Genomic DNA, 15488 nt, shown 5'->3' with positions numbered 1-15488 from the left:
GAAGACGCGGAGCATTTCTAGCGCCCCACATAACGCCGGCGCGCCGGGACCGAGACGAGCACCTCGCTGCGCGACGCCGGCGGCGGGACGCGCTCGCCGTCGTGGAGCACCATCGCGGTCAAGCGCCCCCCGTAAACCGCGCCCGTGTCGATCCCGGTCGCCCACGCGTGCATCTGCGGCTCGCTCCGCGCGTTGTGGCCGAACACCACGTGCGGCGGGCCCTGGTACGTCTGGCCCCACAGCGTCTTGCCCCCGCGGCGCTCGACCGGCTCGCCGTAGCGGCCGAGGCAGCGCACGTACATCAACGTGTGCGGATCCTGTCGCTCGATCGGCAACCCGGGGATCAACCCTGCATGGACCACACGGAGCCCGTGCTCCGGCAGATCCAGCCAGTACGGCAGCGTCTCGAGCCACGCCCAGTCCCGCTTGCGCAGCTGCTGCGCGGTCTCCTTCGAGAGCTCCCCCAGCGGCTCGCCGCGAGGATCGCTCCGCCCGGCACGCCAGCGGAGCAGCCGATCCTCGTGGTTGCCCCGCACGGAGATCGCGCCGACCTCCCGGAGCAGATCGAGCGTTCCGCACGGATCAGGGCCGCGCACGATCAGATCGCCGACCATGACGACCCGATCGTCCGATACGAGGCCCACGTGCTCGATCAGCCGCGCCAGCTCATCCCGGCAGCCGTGAACGTCACCGATGATGATCGTGCGCGGCATCGCACACCCAACGTAGCAGGGACGCCCGTTCCATGGGGGGCGCCCAGGCCCGTCCCCGCGGACGCGGCAGGACCGCGCAGCCCGGCCGGCGAGCGCCACGCGCCGCCGCGCGCCGCGATCGAAATTTTACATGCAATTCAGGAGAGTTACGCGCCGGCCACCCGGACGGCGCCGCGCTGGGCCCTGGTCAGGCGCATTACGGGGAGTCGATCTTGGCGCGCTTCGGGATCACGACGATCCCGCCCTCGCTGACGAACCACTTCTTGCGGTCCTCCTCGAGGTTGAAGCCGATCTCGGCGCCGGCGGGGATCTCGACGTCCTTGTCGATGATGCAGCGGCGGAGCTTGACGTGGCGCCCGATCTTGACGTCCTCGAACAGCACGCACTCCTCGATGTGGCTGAAGGAGTTCACGCGGACCCGGTTCGAGAGCACGCTGCGGTGGATCCTGCCGCCGGAGATGATGCACCCGAGCGAGACCAGGCTGTCCGTGGCGATGCCGACGCGCGCGTTCGCCTCGTCGCGGAAGACGAACTTGGCGGGCGGGTCGTGGCTGATCCCGGTCCGGATCGGCCAGCGCGGGTTGTAGAAATTGAACGCCGGCTGGATGCTGACGAGATCCATCTGGGCCGCCCAGTACGCGTCGATCGTCCCGATGTCGCGCCAGTACCCCGCGCCCTCGTCCTCGCCGGGGACGCGGTTCTCGTGGAAATCGTAGACGTAGACGCGGCTGCCGCTCTGGACCATGCGCGGGATGATGTCGCGCCCGAAATCGTGCGCGCTGTCCTCGGTCGCCGCGTCGTGCTCGAGGACGTCGAGCAGCGCCTTCGTCTTGAAGATGTAGTTGCCCATCGACGCGAGGCACATGCCCGGCCTGCCGGGCATGCTCGGCGGATCCTGCACCTTCTCGTGGAAGGCGAGGATGCGCCCCGACTCGTCGCACTCGATGACGCCGAAGGCGCGGGCCTCTTCCTTCGTCACCGGGATGGCGGCGACGGTCACCTCCGCGTCGCGCGACAGGTGATCGTGCAGCATCTGGCGCACGTCCATCTTGTAGACGTGGTCGCCGCCGAAGATGCAGAGGTGCTCGGGCGACTCGTCCGTGATGACGTGCTGGGTCTGGTAGACGGCGTCCGCCGACCCCTTGAACCAGCTCTTGCCCGTGCGCTGCTGCGCAGGGACGGTCTCGATGAAGCTGTCGAGCATCGGCGAGAGGCGCCAAGCCCGGGCGATGTGCTCGTCTAGCGACGCGCTCTTGTACTGCGTCAGGATCTTGATGCGGTGGAGGCCGGAGTTGACGAAGTTCGAGAGGACGATGTCGATGATCCGGTAGCGGCCGCCGAACGGCACGGCCGGCTTCGCCCGGTCGTGCGTCAGCGGGCCGAGCCGGCGGCCCTCGCCGCCAGCAAGGATCATCACCAAAACCTTCGACGCTTCGAAAGCGGCGCGCAGGGAGGTCTCGCGCATGGGACGGAGAGGGTACTCGATCGATGTTGCCATCGCGAAGAGCGGAAACACGTCCTTCGCGTATTCGAGGCAACCCCGGGACCGGGAGAACGCCGCGGAGACCCGCGCAACCCGGCCTGGCGGCGCCGGGCGGAGCCCGGGCGGGTCGCGCGCGCGCCTCGCAGAGCCCGCCTCTCGCGCCCTCCTGCCCCGCGATCGGGCCGGCGCCGGCAGCGGCCCGCCGCGCTCTACCGCCCTCCGCCCGCCCTCCGCCGCGCGCCGGTGCGCGACGAGGCCCGATGAAGAGAGGGGGACGTCTCCGTTTCTCTTTACGATCGACTCGCGGCCGTGTTAGCCGTTTCCGCCGCCGCGCGCGCATGCGAGAGGCGCCTGACCCGCACGCGGCGCACCGCTGTCCGAAGGCTACTCCAGCGCTGGATCTTTCCTGCTGGAGGTGCCCGTCACGCTGACCTTGGAGATGCCATGAACGCCCGATTCGGTCGAACCCTCCTCGCCGCTATCCTCCTCGTCGCGGGCACTTCAGGGTGCGGAACGGACGAGCAGCCCTACCAGGCAAAGCCCGCCTTCAGCGGCCGCAAAGCGACGCTGCCCGCGGTGCCGACGCTGCCCGCGAAGAACAAGAAGCAGGGCGACGCGTACACGGTCTGGGGCGTCACGCACGACCTCCGGAGCCGCGTCCACTTCGAGGACGTGAACGGCAAGAAGCTCTCGATCATCGGCTACATCGTCAAGACGAACCTGGCGGAGGCCCCCGCCTGTTCCGTGCACAAGACGGGCAAGGGCGACCCGCCGGACTGCAAGGCGCCGGTCCCGAGCTTCGCGATCGCCGACGAGAAGGGCGAGACGAAGGACATGATCGACGTCATGGGCTGGGCGTCGAACTTCGCGCAGATCTACAGCATGATCGAGGCGATCGACAAAGCGCCGCGCGGCAAGGAGGGCGAGGCGAAGCTCACGGACGAGTTCTGGGGCCAGGAGCTGCCGAACCCGATCCCGGCCGTCGGCGCGAAGGTCAAGGTCACCGGCACCTACGGCGTGACGTTCACGAAGTCGACCGGCGGCGCGGCGGCCAACCCGAAGTACGGCATCCTGGCCGCGGAGCAGATCGAGTACCTCGAGCCGCCGCCCGAGAAGGCCACCCTCCCCGGCATGAAGCGCAAGCCCTGACGCGGCCGCCGGCGGCGGCTGTGCGCCGTCGCGCCGCGCCGCTTCACGTCAGGATGGACCGGATCCCGCTGCTCGGCTCGGTCGCCGCCGACTCGAAGACGGCGTCCACGAGCAACCGCCGCGCCGACTCGTCGTCCGCTTCCCGGCGATCGACGCGCACCAGCGACGCCGGCGCCTGACGGGTGATCGCGTCGAACACCTCCCGATCGAACCGGTACAGCTCCTCCCCCACGATCACGGCGTACAGCTGCGACGCCGCGCTCGTCGCCCGGAGCGAGCGCAGATCGCACTCGCGCACCGTCACCCCGAGCCGGGCCCCCGCCTCCCGGCACGCGGCGACGAGCTCGGCAGGACAACCGGCCACGATCACGAGCGGAGCGGGCGGAGCGCTTGGGACCACGGCCTGGCGCGGCTTCGTACCGTCCTCCATAGGCACCTCAGCGTACGCCACGAGTCGAGTACGCCGGCAAGGGAATTGTTTCGTCAGGCACCACCGGCGAGCCCGTCTTTCTGCGCGAGACAGCGGCGATCAACGCACCCCCGCTCCCTGCTGGATGTGCCATCCCCGGCCCTCTTCCACGCCGATGAAACGGATCCGCCCCGACCGCTCCATATCATCGACGAGCTCCTCCGCCTCGAGCTGCGAGATGTCGATCCGCTCGCAGAGCACGTCCCGGAACCGGGTCTTGCCCTGCACGTAATCCTCGTCGATCAGCGAGCCGAGCGAGCCCGCCAGGATCTCGGCGGCCAGCTCGAGCGCCACAACGGGCGTGACCACGGTCTCGGCGGTCGTGCGGACGCTCTCGTCCGTCGTCTGGACGGCGGCGTCGCCCATCGTGACGCTGGCGTCTCCGGTGATGAGGGTGCCGTACTCGACGGTGCTCCGATCGGTCGTCATGACTCCACCTCGTCCGGGCTCGGGCGGGTCCGGATGCCGCGCCCGCGCCAGGCTTCCTTCCTCGCTCATGGAGCGCGGGAGGCCCGAGCGGAAGTCGAGCGTAGACCGAGCGGAAGCTGAGCGGAGGCTGAGCGGAGGCTGAGCGGAGACCGCGCGGAGGCCGACACCGCGAGGGCGCCTCTCGGGACGGCGATCCTGGCGGCGATTTCAGGCGGCAACCCGCCGAAGATCAGGGAAGCTACCGCTCCTGCCAGGCCCATCGCTCGAGGGGGAGGCCCTGGGCCATGAGATCATGACGTCGTCCCGCGAGTACTCCCCATCACGCCCCAGCCGCACGGGGGCGGCGCGCACGCCGATCCCCCGCGCGCAGGGGCTGATCCCGTTCCAGCTCGTCGGTCGGGTGCTGCTCCACGCGATCCTCGTCGGCGTCACGGCCGGCGTCGCCGGCTCGCTGTTCTTCGCCGCCCTCGAGCTCGCAGAGCACGAGCTCTTCATCGCGGTCACCGGCTACGAGCCGCTCCGCGCCAAGGGCGAGGCGGTGCTCTCGCGCGCGCGCATCGGGGCGTTCCGGCCGTGGCTCGTCCTCGTCCTGCCGGCGTTCGGCGCCCTCGTCGGCGGGGTGCTCACGACGGCGCTCGCGCCCGAGACCCGCGGCGGCGGCGGCGACGCCTTCATCCGGGCGTTCCACCACTTGGGCGGCAACATCCGCCGCCGCGTCCCGGTGGTGAAGGCGCTCGCCTCCATCGTCACGCTCGGCTGCGGCGGGTCCGGCGGGCGCGAGGGGCCGACGATGCAGATCGGCGGCGCGATCGGCTCGATCATCGGGCGCGCCCTCCGGGTGGACACGCGCGAGCGGCGGATCCTGCTCATCGCCGGCGCGGCCGCGGGCATGGCGGCCGTGTTCCGCACGCCGCTCGGGGCCGCGCTCCTCGCCGTCGAGGTGCTGCACCGCGACGACTTCGAGGCCGACGCGCTCATCCCCTCCATCCTCGCGAGCGTCGTCTCGTACTCCGTCTTCATTTACTTCTTCGGCGAGTCGACCCTCTTCGCGCACGCGCCCCGCTACCCGTTCATCCCGAGCCACCTCCCCCTCTACGCCGCGCTCGCGCTGGTCGTCTCGCTCGTGGCCACGGTCTTCCTCCAGACGCTGCACGCCGTGGAGCACACGATGCACCGGATCCGCCTGCCTCCCTGGGCGAAGCCCGCGCTCGGCGGCCTCGCGCTCGGCGCGCTCGTGACCCCGCTGCTCATGCTCCTCGGGCCGCGCTTCGACAGGCCGGGGCAGGGGTTCGGGATGCTGGGCGCGGGGTATGGCGCGGCCCAGATCGCGATCACGGGGGCCCCGTGGCTGCCGAGCGGGTGGACCGCGGTGCAGCTCCTGCTCGTGCTGCTCGCCACGAAGATCGTCGCGACCTCGCTCACCGTCGGCTCGGGCGGCAGCGCGGGGGACTTCGGCCCCTCGCTCGTGCTCGGCGCGCTCACGGGCGGGGCCTTCGGGCGCGCGGCGGAGCTCCTCCTCGGCGACCCGCGCATCGACCCCGGCGCGTTCGCGCTCGTCGGGATGGGCACGTTCTACGGCGGGATCGCGCACGTGCCGATCGGCTCGCTCGTCATGGTCTGCGAGCTCGCCGGCAGCTACGACCTGCTCGTGCCGCTCATGCTCTGCGAGGGCATCGCCTTCGTGGCGCTCCGGCACAGCACCCTGTACCGCGCGCAGGTCGCGACCAAGCGCGAGTCGCCGGCGCACCGGGATGAGCTCATCGTCGACGTGCTCCGCAGCATCCGCGTCGCCGACATCGTCATCCGCAGCCGCCCGTTCGTGTCGTTCGAGGCGCGGACCCCCGCCACGATCGTCGTCGAGCGCATCGCGGCGTGCGAGTGGCAGGACACCTTCCCCGTGCTCTCCGAGGACGGCAAGGTCGTCGGCACCATCGACGCCGAGATCCTGCGCGCCACCGCGACGAGCCCCGAGCTCTCGGGGCTCGCGATCGCGCACGACATGATGGCGAGCCCCGCCTCGGTCAGCGAAGCGGAGGACCTGCACCACGCGCTCCAGGTGCTGCTGGAGCTGCGCGTGCGAGAGCTCCTGGTCACCGACGCCGAGGGCAAGATCGTCGGCATCCTGGACGAATCCGACGTCACGCGCGCCTACCACGACGCGACGGCGCAGCTCGAGAGCGCGGGACAGTAGGAATCTCGGAACAGGCGGCCGGCGACGACGCACCGCGTGCGCATGGCGCGCTCGCCCTGGAAATTCGGGAATAGCCAACCTTCCCGCGCCTGCGCGTCCACGCGGCCCGGCGCGCGCGCGTCATGGGCGTGCGCGCGCGGATGTCCCGGTCGCGCCGCGCGCCCGATCGTGGTTCGGGCGTAATGACGCAAGCGCGCGGCCCCCACCGCTTTCGGGAGTCTCCCGAGCTTTCAATCTTGGATTCCACGCAGCGACGGAACGGAGCGCGTGGGGAATACTCTCGTTCATCCGGAGAATTCGGGGTCCGGAGAGCGCGGGGGAGAACGGCATGCTGGTCGATACGCTCGGAGGTCGGACGGTGCGGCGCAACGCGGAAGTACGAACACGATCGAGCGCGCCGAACAGCCGCGCCAAGCTCGTGGTCGTCGTGGACGACGAGCCGAACATCCAGGAGGTCGTGAGCATGATCCTGGAGAGCGAGGGCGGCTACGAGGTGCGCTGCGCCTCGAACGGCGAGGAGGCGCTGGCGCTGCTCGACCAGATCGCGCCGCCGGATCTGCTCGTCGTCGACATCATGATGCCGGTGATGGACGGCTGGGGCCTGCTCACGGCGCTCCGGCACAACGAGAAGACGGCCCGTATACCAGTCATTGTTTCATCCGCGTCTTCAAAACATGACGCGACGAGCCTCGGTGTCGCTCGGGTGCTGCCCAAGCCGATCGACTACGACGCCTTCCTCGCCGCGGTCGACGAGCTCACGCGCTCCAGAGAGCGGCAAGCCCTCGACGCCGAGTAGGCCGAGTCGATCAGCCGACCGCGCCACTGCCTCCATCGCGTCAGAAACCGCAAATGGCCCATGGACCTCCAGGGCCGTCCAGCGGTAGCTTCACTCCAGTGTTGTTAGAGAACCCGGGTGCCGGCCTCTTCGCCGGCTACGCTCCCCTCCCCGGCGCCTACGACGAGCTGTTTGGTCGAGACGGCGCTCCTCGCCCCGAGTTCCTGCGCACTGCCACGCTCCTCGGCGCGCTCGCGCCGAACGAGTTCGCGCGCGCGCAGCACCTCGCGGAGCTCGCCCTGCTCAACCAGGGCGTCACGTTCTCGGTCTACGCGGATCAGCGCGGCGCGGAGAAGATCTTCCCGCTCTGCCTCATCCCCCGGCTGCTCTCCGCGGCGGACTGGGCCCACATGGAACGCGGCCTCGAGCAGCGCGTCCGCGCGCTCGGCCTCTTCCTCGACGACGTCTACGGGGACCAGCGCATCCTCAAGGAGGAGCGCGTCCCCCGGGACCTCGTGCTCGGCTCCGGGCAGTACCTGAAGCAGGTCCACGGCCTGCGGCCCCCGGGCGGCGTGCGCATCCACATCGCGGGCGTCGACATCATCCGCGACCCGGCCGGGACCTTCCGGGTCCTCGAGGACAACCTCCGCACGCCGTCCGGCGTCTCCTACGTCCTGGAGAACCGGCTCATCAGCAAGCGCGTCCTGCCGCACCTGCTGGACAAGGCGCGCGTGCAGCGGGTCGACCATTACCCGGCCCGGCTCGCCGAGACGCTGCGCTCGGTGTCGCCCGCGAGCCCGAGCGGCACGAGCGCCGTCGTGCTCACGCCGGGGCCCTACAACTCGGCCTATTTCGAGCACAGCTTCCTCGCGCGCACGATGGGGCTCGAGCTCGTGCAGGCCCCCGACCTGTTCGTCGATCAGGACCAGGTCTTCGCCCGGACGACGCGCGGCCCCCGCCGGGTCCACGTCATCTACCGCCGCATCGACGAGGCGTTCCTCGACCCCGAGGCCTTCCGCCCCGACAGCCTGCTCGGCGTGCGCGGCCTGATGCGCGCCTACGCCGCCGGCAACGTCGCGCTCGCGAACGCGCCCGGCAACGGCGTGGCGGACGACAAGGCCGTGTACCCCTTCGTGCCGGAGATGATCCGCTACTACCTCGGCGAGGAGCCGGTCCTCGAGCAGGTGCCCACCTACCTCTGCATGCGCGACGACGACCGGCGCTATGTGCTCGACCACCTCGACCAGCTGGTCGTCAAGGCGGTCGACGAGGCCGGCGGCTACGGCATGCTGATGGGGCCGCAGTCGACCGCCGCGCAGCGGGACGAGTTCCGGGCGCGCATCCAGGCGACGCCGCGCCGCTACATCGCCCAGCACCGGGTCGAGCTCTCGACGAGCCCCACCTGGGACCCGAGCGGGAAGACCGCGGTCCCGAGGCGGCTCGACCTGCGCCCCTACGTGCTGACGGGCCGCGACGGCTCGTGGGTGCTGCCCGGCGGGCTCACGCGCGTCGCCCTGGTGGCCGGCTCCTACGTCGTCAACTCGAGCCAGGGCGGGGGCTCGAAGGACACCTGGGTCCTGAAGGGCCCAGGGGAGAGCGCGCAGCGCACGCCCTCGGTCGGCGCTGCCGACACGGGCCCTGCTGCCACGAACAACGACCTTCCCGGCGCGGCGCCGGGATCCGACCCCCCGGAGGCCTCGTGATCTCCCGCGTCGCCGATCACTGCTTCTGGTTCGGCCGCTACCTCGAGCGGACCGAGAACATGGCCCGCATCCTCGCCGTCACGCAGAACCTCGCGCTCGACGCCGAGATCCCGGCGCACCAGTGCTGGCTGCCGGTCATCATCGTGGCCGGGCAGAAGGCGCACTTCGGGGCCGAGCACGGCGAGGAGGCCGCGGCCGACGGCGAGCTCGTGCAGCGCTACATGAGCTTCGACGAGGACAACACGACGAGCCTCCGCAGCTCGATCTCCGCCGCGCGCTGGAACACCCGGTCGATCCGGGAGGTCGTCAGCCTCGAGGTGTGGGAGACCGTCAACGAGCTCCACCTCTGGGTGAACAGCGACGAGGCGCGGGAGGAGTTCAGGTCGAGCCGCTACGCCTTCTACCGGCGCGTACGCCAGCTCACGCAGCTCTGCCTCGGGCTCACGCAGAGCACGATGCTCAACGACACGCCGCTCGATTTCATCTGGCTCGGCGTGCTGCTCGAGCGCGTCGGGCAGACCGCGCGCACGCTCGACGTGCACCACCACGCCCTGACCCACCTGCCGCCGCCGCCGCCGTCCGAGATGAGCGCCCAGACGCAGGGCGCGCTGCGCAGGCAGCACCGGGTCGTGGAGACGGCGCTCTGGCTCTCGCTCCTCCGCGCCTGCTCCGGGTTCGAGCCGTTCATGAAGCTCAACCAGGGTCAGGTGAGCGAGCAGGCTGTCGCCCAGTTCCTCCTGTACGAGCCGCGCTTCCCGCGCTCGATCCGGCACTGCGTCCACGCGGCGTTCGCGCGCCTCTGCGAGATCCGGCCGCCGGACAGCGTGGCGCTCCCCGGCGGCGAGAGCCTCGAGCGGCTCCAGCTCCTGCACCAGTGGGTGGCCGACAGGGCCACCGAGGCGTTCGACCCGATGGCGGTCCACACGGCGCTCACCCATGTGGTCGACGAGACGGCGATGATCTGCGACGGTATCGGGCGCGAGCTGCTCGGTTACGGGCCGCCCGACAGTAGCCCCACGGTCACGAGCCAGTAGCCGCCAGAGTCGCCGACGCACCCATGCCGAATCTCCTCGCGATGTCGTTCGAGGGCGAGCTCGCCCCATGCTTCGATCTCACCTGCCTGCGCCCCGGGCGCAAACTGCCTGACGGCTGGGGCATCGGTTACTACCCCGGCGGCGAGCCGAGCGCCTCGGTGCTCAAGGAGCCGGCGCCGCCGCAGGGGAGCATCCGCAGCGAGCTCGTGAAGGCGTGGGAGCACCTCGAGTCGTCGCTGCTCGTGCTGCACATCCGCACGGCGACGTGGGGCAGCGTCAACGACGCCAACACGCAGCCGTTCAGCCGGAGCTGGGGCGGGCGCGACTGGCTGTTCGCGCACAGCGGCAGCCTCGTCGACCGGATCGAGGTCGATCCCAAGTCGCTCTTCCAGCCGGTCGGCTCGACGGACACGGAGCTCATCCTGTGCGAGCTCATGCGCTGGATGGCGTCGGAGAACCTCCGGAGCGTCGGCGACGTCGACCCGGCGGTGCTGCGCGACTGGTTCGACGAGATGAACGAGCACGGCCCCCTCACGACGGTCCTGGCCGACGGCCGCGATCTGGTGGTCTACGCGGATCGCGATCGCGAGGGGGACGCGTTCCTGTGGGAGGTGCTGCCGCCGTACGAGCGCCTCGCGTTCGGGGACGACGATCTGGAGGTCGACCTGACGCGCCGGGGGGTCAAGAGCCGCAAGGGCGTCATCGTCTCGTCGGAGGAGCTCAAGGTCCACGCGGGCGGGCGGGCGGCGACCTGGAAGCGCGTGCCGCCGGGGCACCTCGTGGTGCTGCGGCAGGGGGCGCTGCGGGCCACGGCGACACCGCACACCGACCGGCGCAAGGCGTCGGCCTCCGTGCCGCCGCTCTCGTCGCGCCCGGTCCGCCGCCCCGTGCACGCGGCCATCCGCCGCTTCCAGGTGGTGCACCGCACGTCGTACCACTATGCGACCGCGGTGGAGCGCAGCACGCACCTCCTGCGGCTGACGCCGGCGCACGACCGGATGCAGTCGCTGCTGCACAACGAGATCCACGTGTCGGTCGAGGGCCAGCAGCGCGAGTACGACGACGTCTTCGGCAACCGCGCGCGGCGGGTGCTGCTCGACACGCCGTTCCACGATCTCGTCATCGAGTCGAGGTCGCGGGTGGAGCTGCTCGACACCGATCCGCTGAGCTTCCGCCCGCTGCGCGCCCGGTCGACGATCCCGCTCGTGTGGATGCCGTGGCAGCGCCAGGTCCTGCAGCCGTTCCTCCTGCCGCCGGAGCTGGCGGAGAGCGAGCTCGCGGAGCTCATCGAGTACGCGATGACCTTCGTGGAGCGGAACGGCTACGATCTGCTCGACACGCTGCTCGATCTGAACGCGTCGATCTTCGAGGAGTACGAGTACAAGCAGGGGTCGACGAACCTGTTCACGACGGCGTTCGACGTGTACGCGAACCGCCGCGGCGTGTGCCAGGACTTCACGAACCTGTTCATCTGCCTGACGCGGCTGCTCGGCGTGCCGTCGCGCTACGTGTGCGGGTACATCTACACGGGGCCGAAGCACGAGAACCAGCGGCAGAGCGAGGCGTCGCACGCCTGGGTCCAGGTGTACCTGCCGGAGATCGGGTGGAAGGGCTTCGACCCGACGAACGGGATCCTGACGCAGACCGATCACATCCGCGTCGCGGTCGGGCGCAACTACGTGGACGCGACGCCGACCTCGGGCACGATCTACGTGGGTGGCGGGGCGGAGCGCCTCGCGGTCGACGTGCGGGTCGAGCCCATCGATTGAGGGGCGGCGGGCTCACGGCCGCAGGTGGTAGGTGGTGCTTTGGCTGAAGGTGGGGGTCTTTTGAACCGCCAAGGACGCCAAGGACGCCAAGAAATCACAAGATTCTTGGCGTCTTATGGCGCCTTGGCGGCTCCATCATCCCGGCAGGGTGGGGGAATTCCCCCACCACCGGGCCGCGGGGAGATCGATTGCGAGGGCAGCCGGCTCAGGGCCGCGTGGCGATCCAGTAGAGGAGCGCGGTCCGGCTGAGGCCGTCGTCGAGCTCGGTGAGCGCCTGCGCGTCCTCCCAGGCCGCCTCCTTGTCGACGGTCGCGTGCGCCGCGATCAGGAACGCTTTCCAGGGGTCCTCCGCGTCCTGCGTGGTCTCCGAGATCACGGGCCACGCGTCCTGGACCCAGTCCTTGGAGATGAGCGACTCCGAGATCGGCGTGATCGGGAGCAGCTGGATCCCATAGACGTACTCGGGGTTGGCGCCGAACCACGTCCCGAAGTCGGCCTTCGTGGACCAGAGCACGCCGACAGCGCCGTTGTTCTTGAACGGCTCAGGGTAGACGGTGCTGTCCGAGGTCACCTGCCAGTACTTCTGCGCCGAGGCCGTCTCCATGGCGAGGAGCACCCGGCCGAGGTTCTTCACGTCCTCGTTCTCGAGCGCCTCGCCGAGCAGCTGCATGCTGTACCAGGCGTTGACGGCCTCGGAGGTCGACTCCTGGTTACGGCCGTCCGCGAACGGGAACAGCCCTGACGCCCACGAGTGGCCCCTGAACCAATCCATGTTGCGGAACGGCGTGAAGAATTTGTCCTTGGCGCTCGGGTTCGCGATGTCCCGGACGAGCCAGAGCGCCTTGTCCCCGTACTCCTCGCGCCACGCCTCATCGCTCTTCGCGAGCACGGCCGCCGCGTAGAGGAAGTAGCCGTAGTGGAAGTGGTGATCGTTGTAATACCCCTGGCCGAAGTCGGCGGCCTGGTCTGTCAGGCCGTTGGTCGTCACGAGGCCGCCCCAGGTCGTGTCGTAGACGAGGGGGTTGTCGTTCTGGCCGTTGAGCCACGGGTTGAGGCGCGACTTGAGCCGCGCCCTGAGCTCCTCCGCGAGATCCGTCTTGCCGACCACCTCCGCGATCTGCGCGAGGCGCGCGAGCTTCGCGATCTGCTTGCCCCCGAAATAGGGGTCTGTCCCGGCGACCGCCGCGTCGGGCATGAAGCCCTTGTCCTCCTCGAGGGCCTCGATGACGGCCGCGCCCCACTCGTCCGAGGCGCGGCGCGGCGCGTCCCAGCCGATCGTGCTGAGCGGGTACTCGAGCTCCCAGCTCGCGCCGGAGATGCCCTTCATCTGGCCAATCACGGTCGGGTGCGAGACGTCCGCCGCCTTGAACATATCGAGGTGATCCAGATGGTGCGGCAGCGCCATGGTCAGGAGATCGCCCTCGCCCTCGGTCTTCCAGACGAAGCGCACCCTGGCCTCGTCCTCGGTGACCGAGGCCTCGATGTCGCCGCCGACCGGGATGGCGGCGGCGTGCTTGTCGAGCACGGCCGCGGCGTTCGGCCCGGGGACGAGCGCGAGGCGGAGCGAGCCCTCGTACGGCTCGTCCGCCATCATGGAAAGGGCGTCCCACTCGAGGCTGATCTCGGGGAACGCATAGAGCACCCACGTCTGGCCGTTGTTGAGCGTGATCTCGAATCGGTCGCCCGTGACCGTGGTGGGGCTCGTCGACTCGCCGTTGACCTCGGTGATCGCCACGCCGTCGCCGGCGCGGACGGAGGGGGCGAGCCCGTCGTACGTGGCCGTCACGTACGGCATCCCGTACACGATGGGCGCCGTCATCGTGCCGCCCTGCGCCGCCCACTCCACGGTGACTGACAGGAGATCGGCCGACTTGACGGTGTGGCCGGCGAAGGCCTGGCGCGCGCTGAGCGCGAGCTGCGTCAGGTCCGCCGAGGTGACGGACGCGCTCTCCACCACGACGGCGGGCCGGGAGATCGACAGCGCCTGTCCGACCGCCTTGAGGTCGTACGGCGCGGCGTTGATCCGCTGATCGCCCTGGCCGAGCGCGAAGTTCATCCAGGTGGCGTTCGTGGGGAGCGGGGCCTTGAGATCGGCCAGCACGGCGCCCGGCGCGAGCGGGTGCTCCGCCTCCGCGAACTCCGGCTCGACGTCCGACAGCGGCTTGCTGCGGTCGAGATCCCACGTCTCGACCGGCACGCCGCCGGTGCCGCCGTCGCCGCCGGCGCCGCCGCCCCCCCCGCTGCCTCCGCCGCCCTCGCCCTCGGTCACCTTGGGCGGCGGCTCGTCATCGCCGCACGCGGCGATCGCGGAGAGGCAGCTCAGCAAAGCAAAAGTCCGTAGCATCGGATGCTTCAACATCATAATCCAGCTCCCTCGCTCCCTCGCTCCAGCGCTCATCGCTCCACCTGCCACGAAGCGGATCGAGAGATGAGCCCTGGTGTCGTGGTAGTTTCATCGATTTGCAAGCAACGGCACAGATTCTTTCATGAAGCGCCGGGCCCGTCCAGCCTGGCGAGCCCGCCGTCCCCGCGCCGGAGGCCTTCGCGATGCCATCCATCAGGCGATCGACAGCCCGCACGCCCCGAGTCGGCGATGTCGTTTGTTCGACGGCTCCTGGGGTCCTTTATCGAGTCTTCGCGGGCGCCTTGGCCGCGCGCTTCGCAGGCGCCTTGGCCGCGCTCTTCGGTGTCGCCCGTGCTGAAGGCGCGGGCGGCGCCTCGCCTCTGCCGCCTCCGCGCACGATCGCGAGCACCTCGTCCGCGTGTCCGTCGACCTTCACGGCGCGGAAGGCGTGCTTCACCGCGCGGTCGGGGCCGATGATGAAGGTGCTCCGGATGGTGCCCATCACCTTCTTGCCGTACATCGACTTCTCGCCGTAGACGCCGTAGGCGTTGTGCGCGGCGAGATCCGGATCGCTGAGGAGCGTCACCCCGAGATCGTACTTGTCCCTGAACTTCCGGTGGCGTTCGACGGAGTCGCGGGAGACGCCGAGCACGACGGCGCCGGCGTCGGCGAAGGCGCGCAGAGCCGCGGAGAAGGCCTGGGCCTCGCGCGTGCAGCCGGGGGTGTCGTCCTTTGGATAGAAGTAGAGGACGACCGTCTTGCCCGGGAAATCCGCGAGGCCCACCGTCTTACCGCTGTCGCTTTCGAGAGAGAAGTCGGGGGCACGATCGCCTGCATTCACCATCGCTCGTTCGCTCCTTGTCCGCCCGGGCGCAGGGAGGACAGCCCCCCTTCCCCATCGGCGCGCACGATATCACGCGACGTCCCCGGCGTACCACATAGCGCCCCCCGGCCCGCGCCAGCGTCGCCGCGCGCCGCGCCCAGGCGACGAGTCGGCGGGGCCTCGGCCCGGAGGGCGCTCAGGGCCAGCCCGGATCCGGCTCGGGCGGAGCTTGGGGTCCGTCCGAGGGCGGCCGCACGACGACTGCGCTCCACTCCGGGTTTCCCGCGCCTGCGCGCGGCGGCGGCGCCCCTCGCGCGAGCGCGGCGCGCGGCGGCTGGGGGGGTGACATACGATCTCGAGGGGATCGCGAGAGCCCGGTCGCGAAGAGCCCGGCCGGCGGAGCGAGGCAGGGGGGCGATCGATGCGATCGATGCGATCGATGCGATCGATGCGATCGATGCGATCGATGATCGATGTGAACCCGCGAACCGCGCGAACCGAACGAACCGCGCAGGCAACCCGCGCAGGCAACCGCGCGCGCGACCGCGCAGGCAGCGGAGCGTCGCGGGGCCGGCTTGCCCCCCCAGGCCAGCCGAGGTACCCAAG

At 70.4% G+C, this 15488-nt stretch carries 12 protein-coding genes; 6 read left to right on the top strand and 6 right to left on the bottom strand.

Going from position 1 to position 15488, the window contains the following annotated elements; all coding sequences use genetic code 11:
- Positions 1 to 17 precede the first annotated feature (17 nt).
- Together ACSRUE_RS13100 and glgC are read right to left on the bottom strand one after the other, a co-directional pair.
- Positions 18 to 713: a metallophosphoesterase gene (locus ACSRUE_RS13100; RefSeq protein WP_441291271.1), complete on the bottom strand. Its 696-nt coding sequence runs from the start codon at positions 711 to 713 to the stop codon at positions 18 to 20.
- 196 nt (positions 714 to 909) lie between these two features.
- Positions 910 to 2178 carry a glucose-1-phosphate adenylyltransferase gene (glgC, locus tag ACSRUE_RS13095; protein WP_437764467.1) on the bottom strand — a complete coding sequence of 423 codons (1269 nt, stop codon included), beginning with the start codon at positions 2176 to 2178 and terminating at the stop codon, positions 910 to 912.
- A 462-nt stretch (positions 2179 to 2640) separates the two neighbouring features.
- Between glgC and ACSRUE_RS13090 the strand changes: the two genes are divergently transcribed.
- Entirely contained in the window at positions 2641 to 3345 is a 705-nt protein-coding gene (locus tag ACSRUE_RS13090) for a hypothetical protein (RefSeq protein WP_441291270.1), read from the top strand.
- A gap of 43 nt (positions 3346 to 3388) precedes the next feature.
- Here ACSRUE_RS13090 and ACSRUE_RS13085 read toward each other — a convergent pair whose 3' ends face one another.
- Together ACSRUE_RS13085 and ACSRUE_RS13080 are read right to left on the bottom strand one after the other, a co-directional pair.
- A complete protein-coding gene (locus ACSRUE_RS13085) occupies positions 3389 to 3775 on the bottom strand; it encodes a hypothetical protein (protein ID WP_441291269.1) in 387 nt (128 codons plus the stop codon).
- Positions 3776 to 3874: 99 nt separating this feature from the next.
- Positions 3875 to 4243, bottom strand: a complete 369-nt coding sequence (locus tag ACSRUE_RS13080) for a hypothetical protein (protein WP_437764464.1) — start codon at positions 4241 to 4243, stop codon at positions 3875 to 3877.
- Positions 4244 to 4535: 292 nt separating this feature from the next.
- On the opposite strand from ACSRUE_RS13080, the gene ACSRUE_RS13075 reads away from it, so the two are divergent.
- The 5 genes from ACSRUE_RS13075 to ACSRUE_RS13055 all read left to right on the top strand — a co-directional run bounded on the left by ACSRUE_RS13075 (position 4536) and on the right by ACSRUE_RS13055 (position 11715).
- Positions 4536 to 6434 carry a chloride channel protein gene (locus ACSRUE_RS13075; protein ID WP_441291268.1) on the top strand — a complete coding sequence of 633 codons (1899 nt, stop codon included), beginning with the start codon at positions 4536 to 4538 and terminating at the stop codon, positions 6432 to 6434.
- Positions 6435 to 6762: 328 nt separating this feature from the next.
- Positions 6763 to 7230 (top strand): response regulator, encoded by a 468-nt coding sequence (locus ACSRUE_RS13070; protein ID WP_437764462.1) that lies wholly within the window; start codon positions 6763 to 6765, stop codon positions 7228 to 7230.
- A 53-nt stretch (positions 7231 to 7283) separates the two neighbouring features.
- Positions 7284 to 8912, top strand: coding sequence for a circularly permuted type 2 ATP-grasp protein (locus ACSRUE_RS13065; protein WP_441291267.1), 1629 nt, complete (start codon positions 7284 to 7286; stop codon positions 8910 to 8912).
- Positions 8909 to 9946 carry an alpha-E domain-containing protein gene (locus ACSRUE_RS13060; RefSeq protein WP_441291266.1) on the top strand — a complete coding sequence of 346 codons (1038 nt, stop codon included), beginning with the start codon at positions 8909 to 8911 and terminating at the stop codon, positions 9944 to 9946. Before ACSRUE_RS13065 ends, ACSRUE_RS13060 begins: the two co-directional genes overlap by 4 nt.
- A 23-nt stretch (positions 9947 to 9969) precedes the next feature.
- On the top strand, positions 9970 to 11715 hold the full coding sequence (locus tag ACSRUE_RS13055; RefSeq protein WP_441291265.1) for a class II glutamine amidotransferase: 1746 nt from the start codon (positions 9970 to 9972) through the stop codon (positions 11713 to 11715).
- Positions 11716 to 11920: 205 nt separating this feature from the next.
- Here ACSRUE_RS13055 and ACSRUE_RS13050 read toward each other — a convergent pair whose 3' ends face one another.
- Together ACSRUE_RS13050 and ACSRUE_RS13045 are read right to left on the bottom strand one after the other, a co-directional pair.
- Positions 11921 to 14059, bottom strand: coding sequence for a glycosyl hydrolase (locus ACSRUE_RS13050; protein WP_441291264.1), 2139 nt, complete (start codon positions 14057 to 14059; stop codon positions 11921 to 11923).
- Between the two features lie 280 nt (positions 14060 to 14339).
- On the bottom strand, positions 14340 to 14903 hold the full coding sequence (locus tag ACSRUE_RS13045) for a peroxiredoxin (RefSeq protein WP_441291263.1): 564 nt from the start codon (positions 14901 to 14903) through the stop codon (positions 14340 to 14342).
- Positions 14904 to 15488: the final 585 nt, after the last annotated feature.

The organism is Sorangium sp. KYC3313 (assembly GCF_052075895.1).
Classification (GTDB): domain Bacteria; phylum Myxococcota_A; class Polyangia; order Polyangiales; family Polyangiaceae; genus Sorangium; species Sorangium cellulosum_B.
Note: the sequence above shows the minus strand (reverse complement) of the source record. Positions and strands in the feature narration are given on the sequence as shown.

Coding starts and splice junctions, on each gene's coding strand:
- ACSRUE_RS13050 (WP_441291264.1), bottom strand. CDS start 14,059: ATGCTACGGACTTTTGCTTTGCTGAGCTGCCTCTCCGCGATCGCCGCG.
- ACSRUE_RS13090 (WP_441291270.1), top strand. CDS start 2,641: ATGAACGCCCGATTCGGTCGAACCCTCCTCGCCGCTATCCTCCTCGTC.
- glgC (WP_437764467.1), bottom strand. CDS start 2,178: ATGCGCGAGACCTCCCTGCGCGCCGCTTTCGAAGCGTCGAAGGTTTTG.
- ACSRUE_RS13070 (WP_437764462.1), top strand. CDS start 6,763: ATGCTGGTCGATACGCTCGGAGGTCGGACGGTGCGGCGCAACGCGGAA.
- ACSRUE_RS13075 (WP_441291268.1), top strand. CDS start 4,536: ATGACGTCGTCCCGCGAGTACTCCCCATCACGCCCCAGCCGCACGGGG.
- ACSRUE_RS13085 (WP_441291269.1), bottom strand. CDS start 3,775: ATGGAGGACGGTACGAAGCCGCGCCAGGCCGTGGTCCCAAGCGCTCCG.
- ACSRUE_RS13045 (WP_441291263.1), bottom strand. CDS start 14,903: ATGGTGAATGCAGGCGATCGTGCCCCCGACTTCTCTCTCGAAAGCGAC.
- ACSRUE_RS13100 (WP_441291271.1), bottom strand. CDS start 713: ATGCCGCGCACGATCATCATCGGTGACGTTCACGGCTGCCGGGATGAG.
- ACSRUE_RS13055 (WP_441291265.1), top strand. CDS start 9,970: ATGCCGAATCTCCTCGCGATGTCGTTCGAGGGCGAGCTCGCCCCATGC.
- ACSRUE_RS13080 (WP_437764464.1), bottom strand. CDS start 4,243: ATGACGACCGATCGGAGCACCGTCGAGTACGGCACCCTCATCACCGGA.
- ACSRUE_RS13065 (WP_441291267.1), top strand. CDS start 7,284: ATGGCCCATGGACCTCCAGGGCCGTCCAGCGGTAGCTTCACTCCAGTG.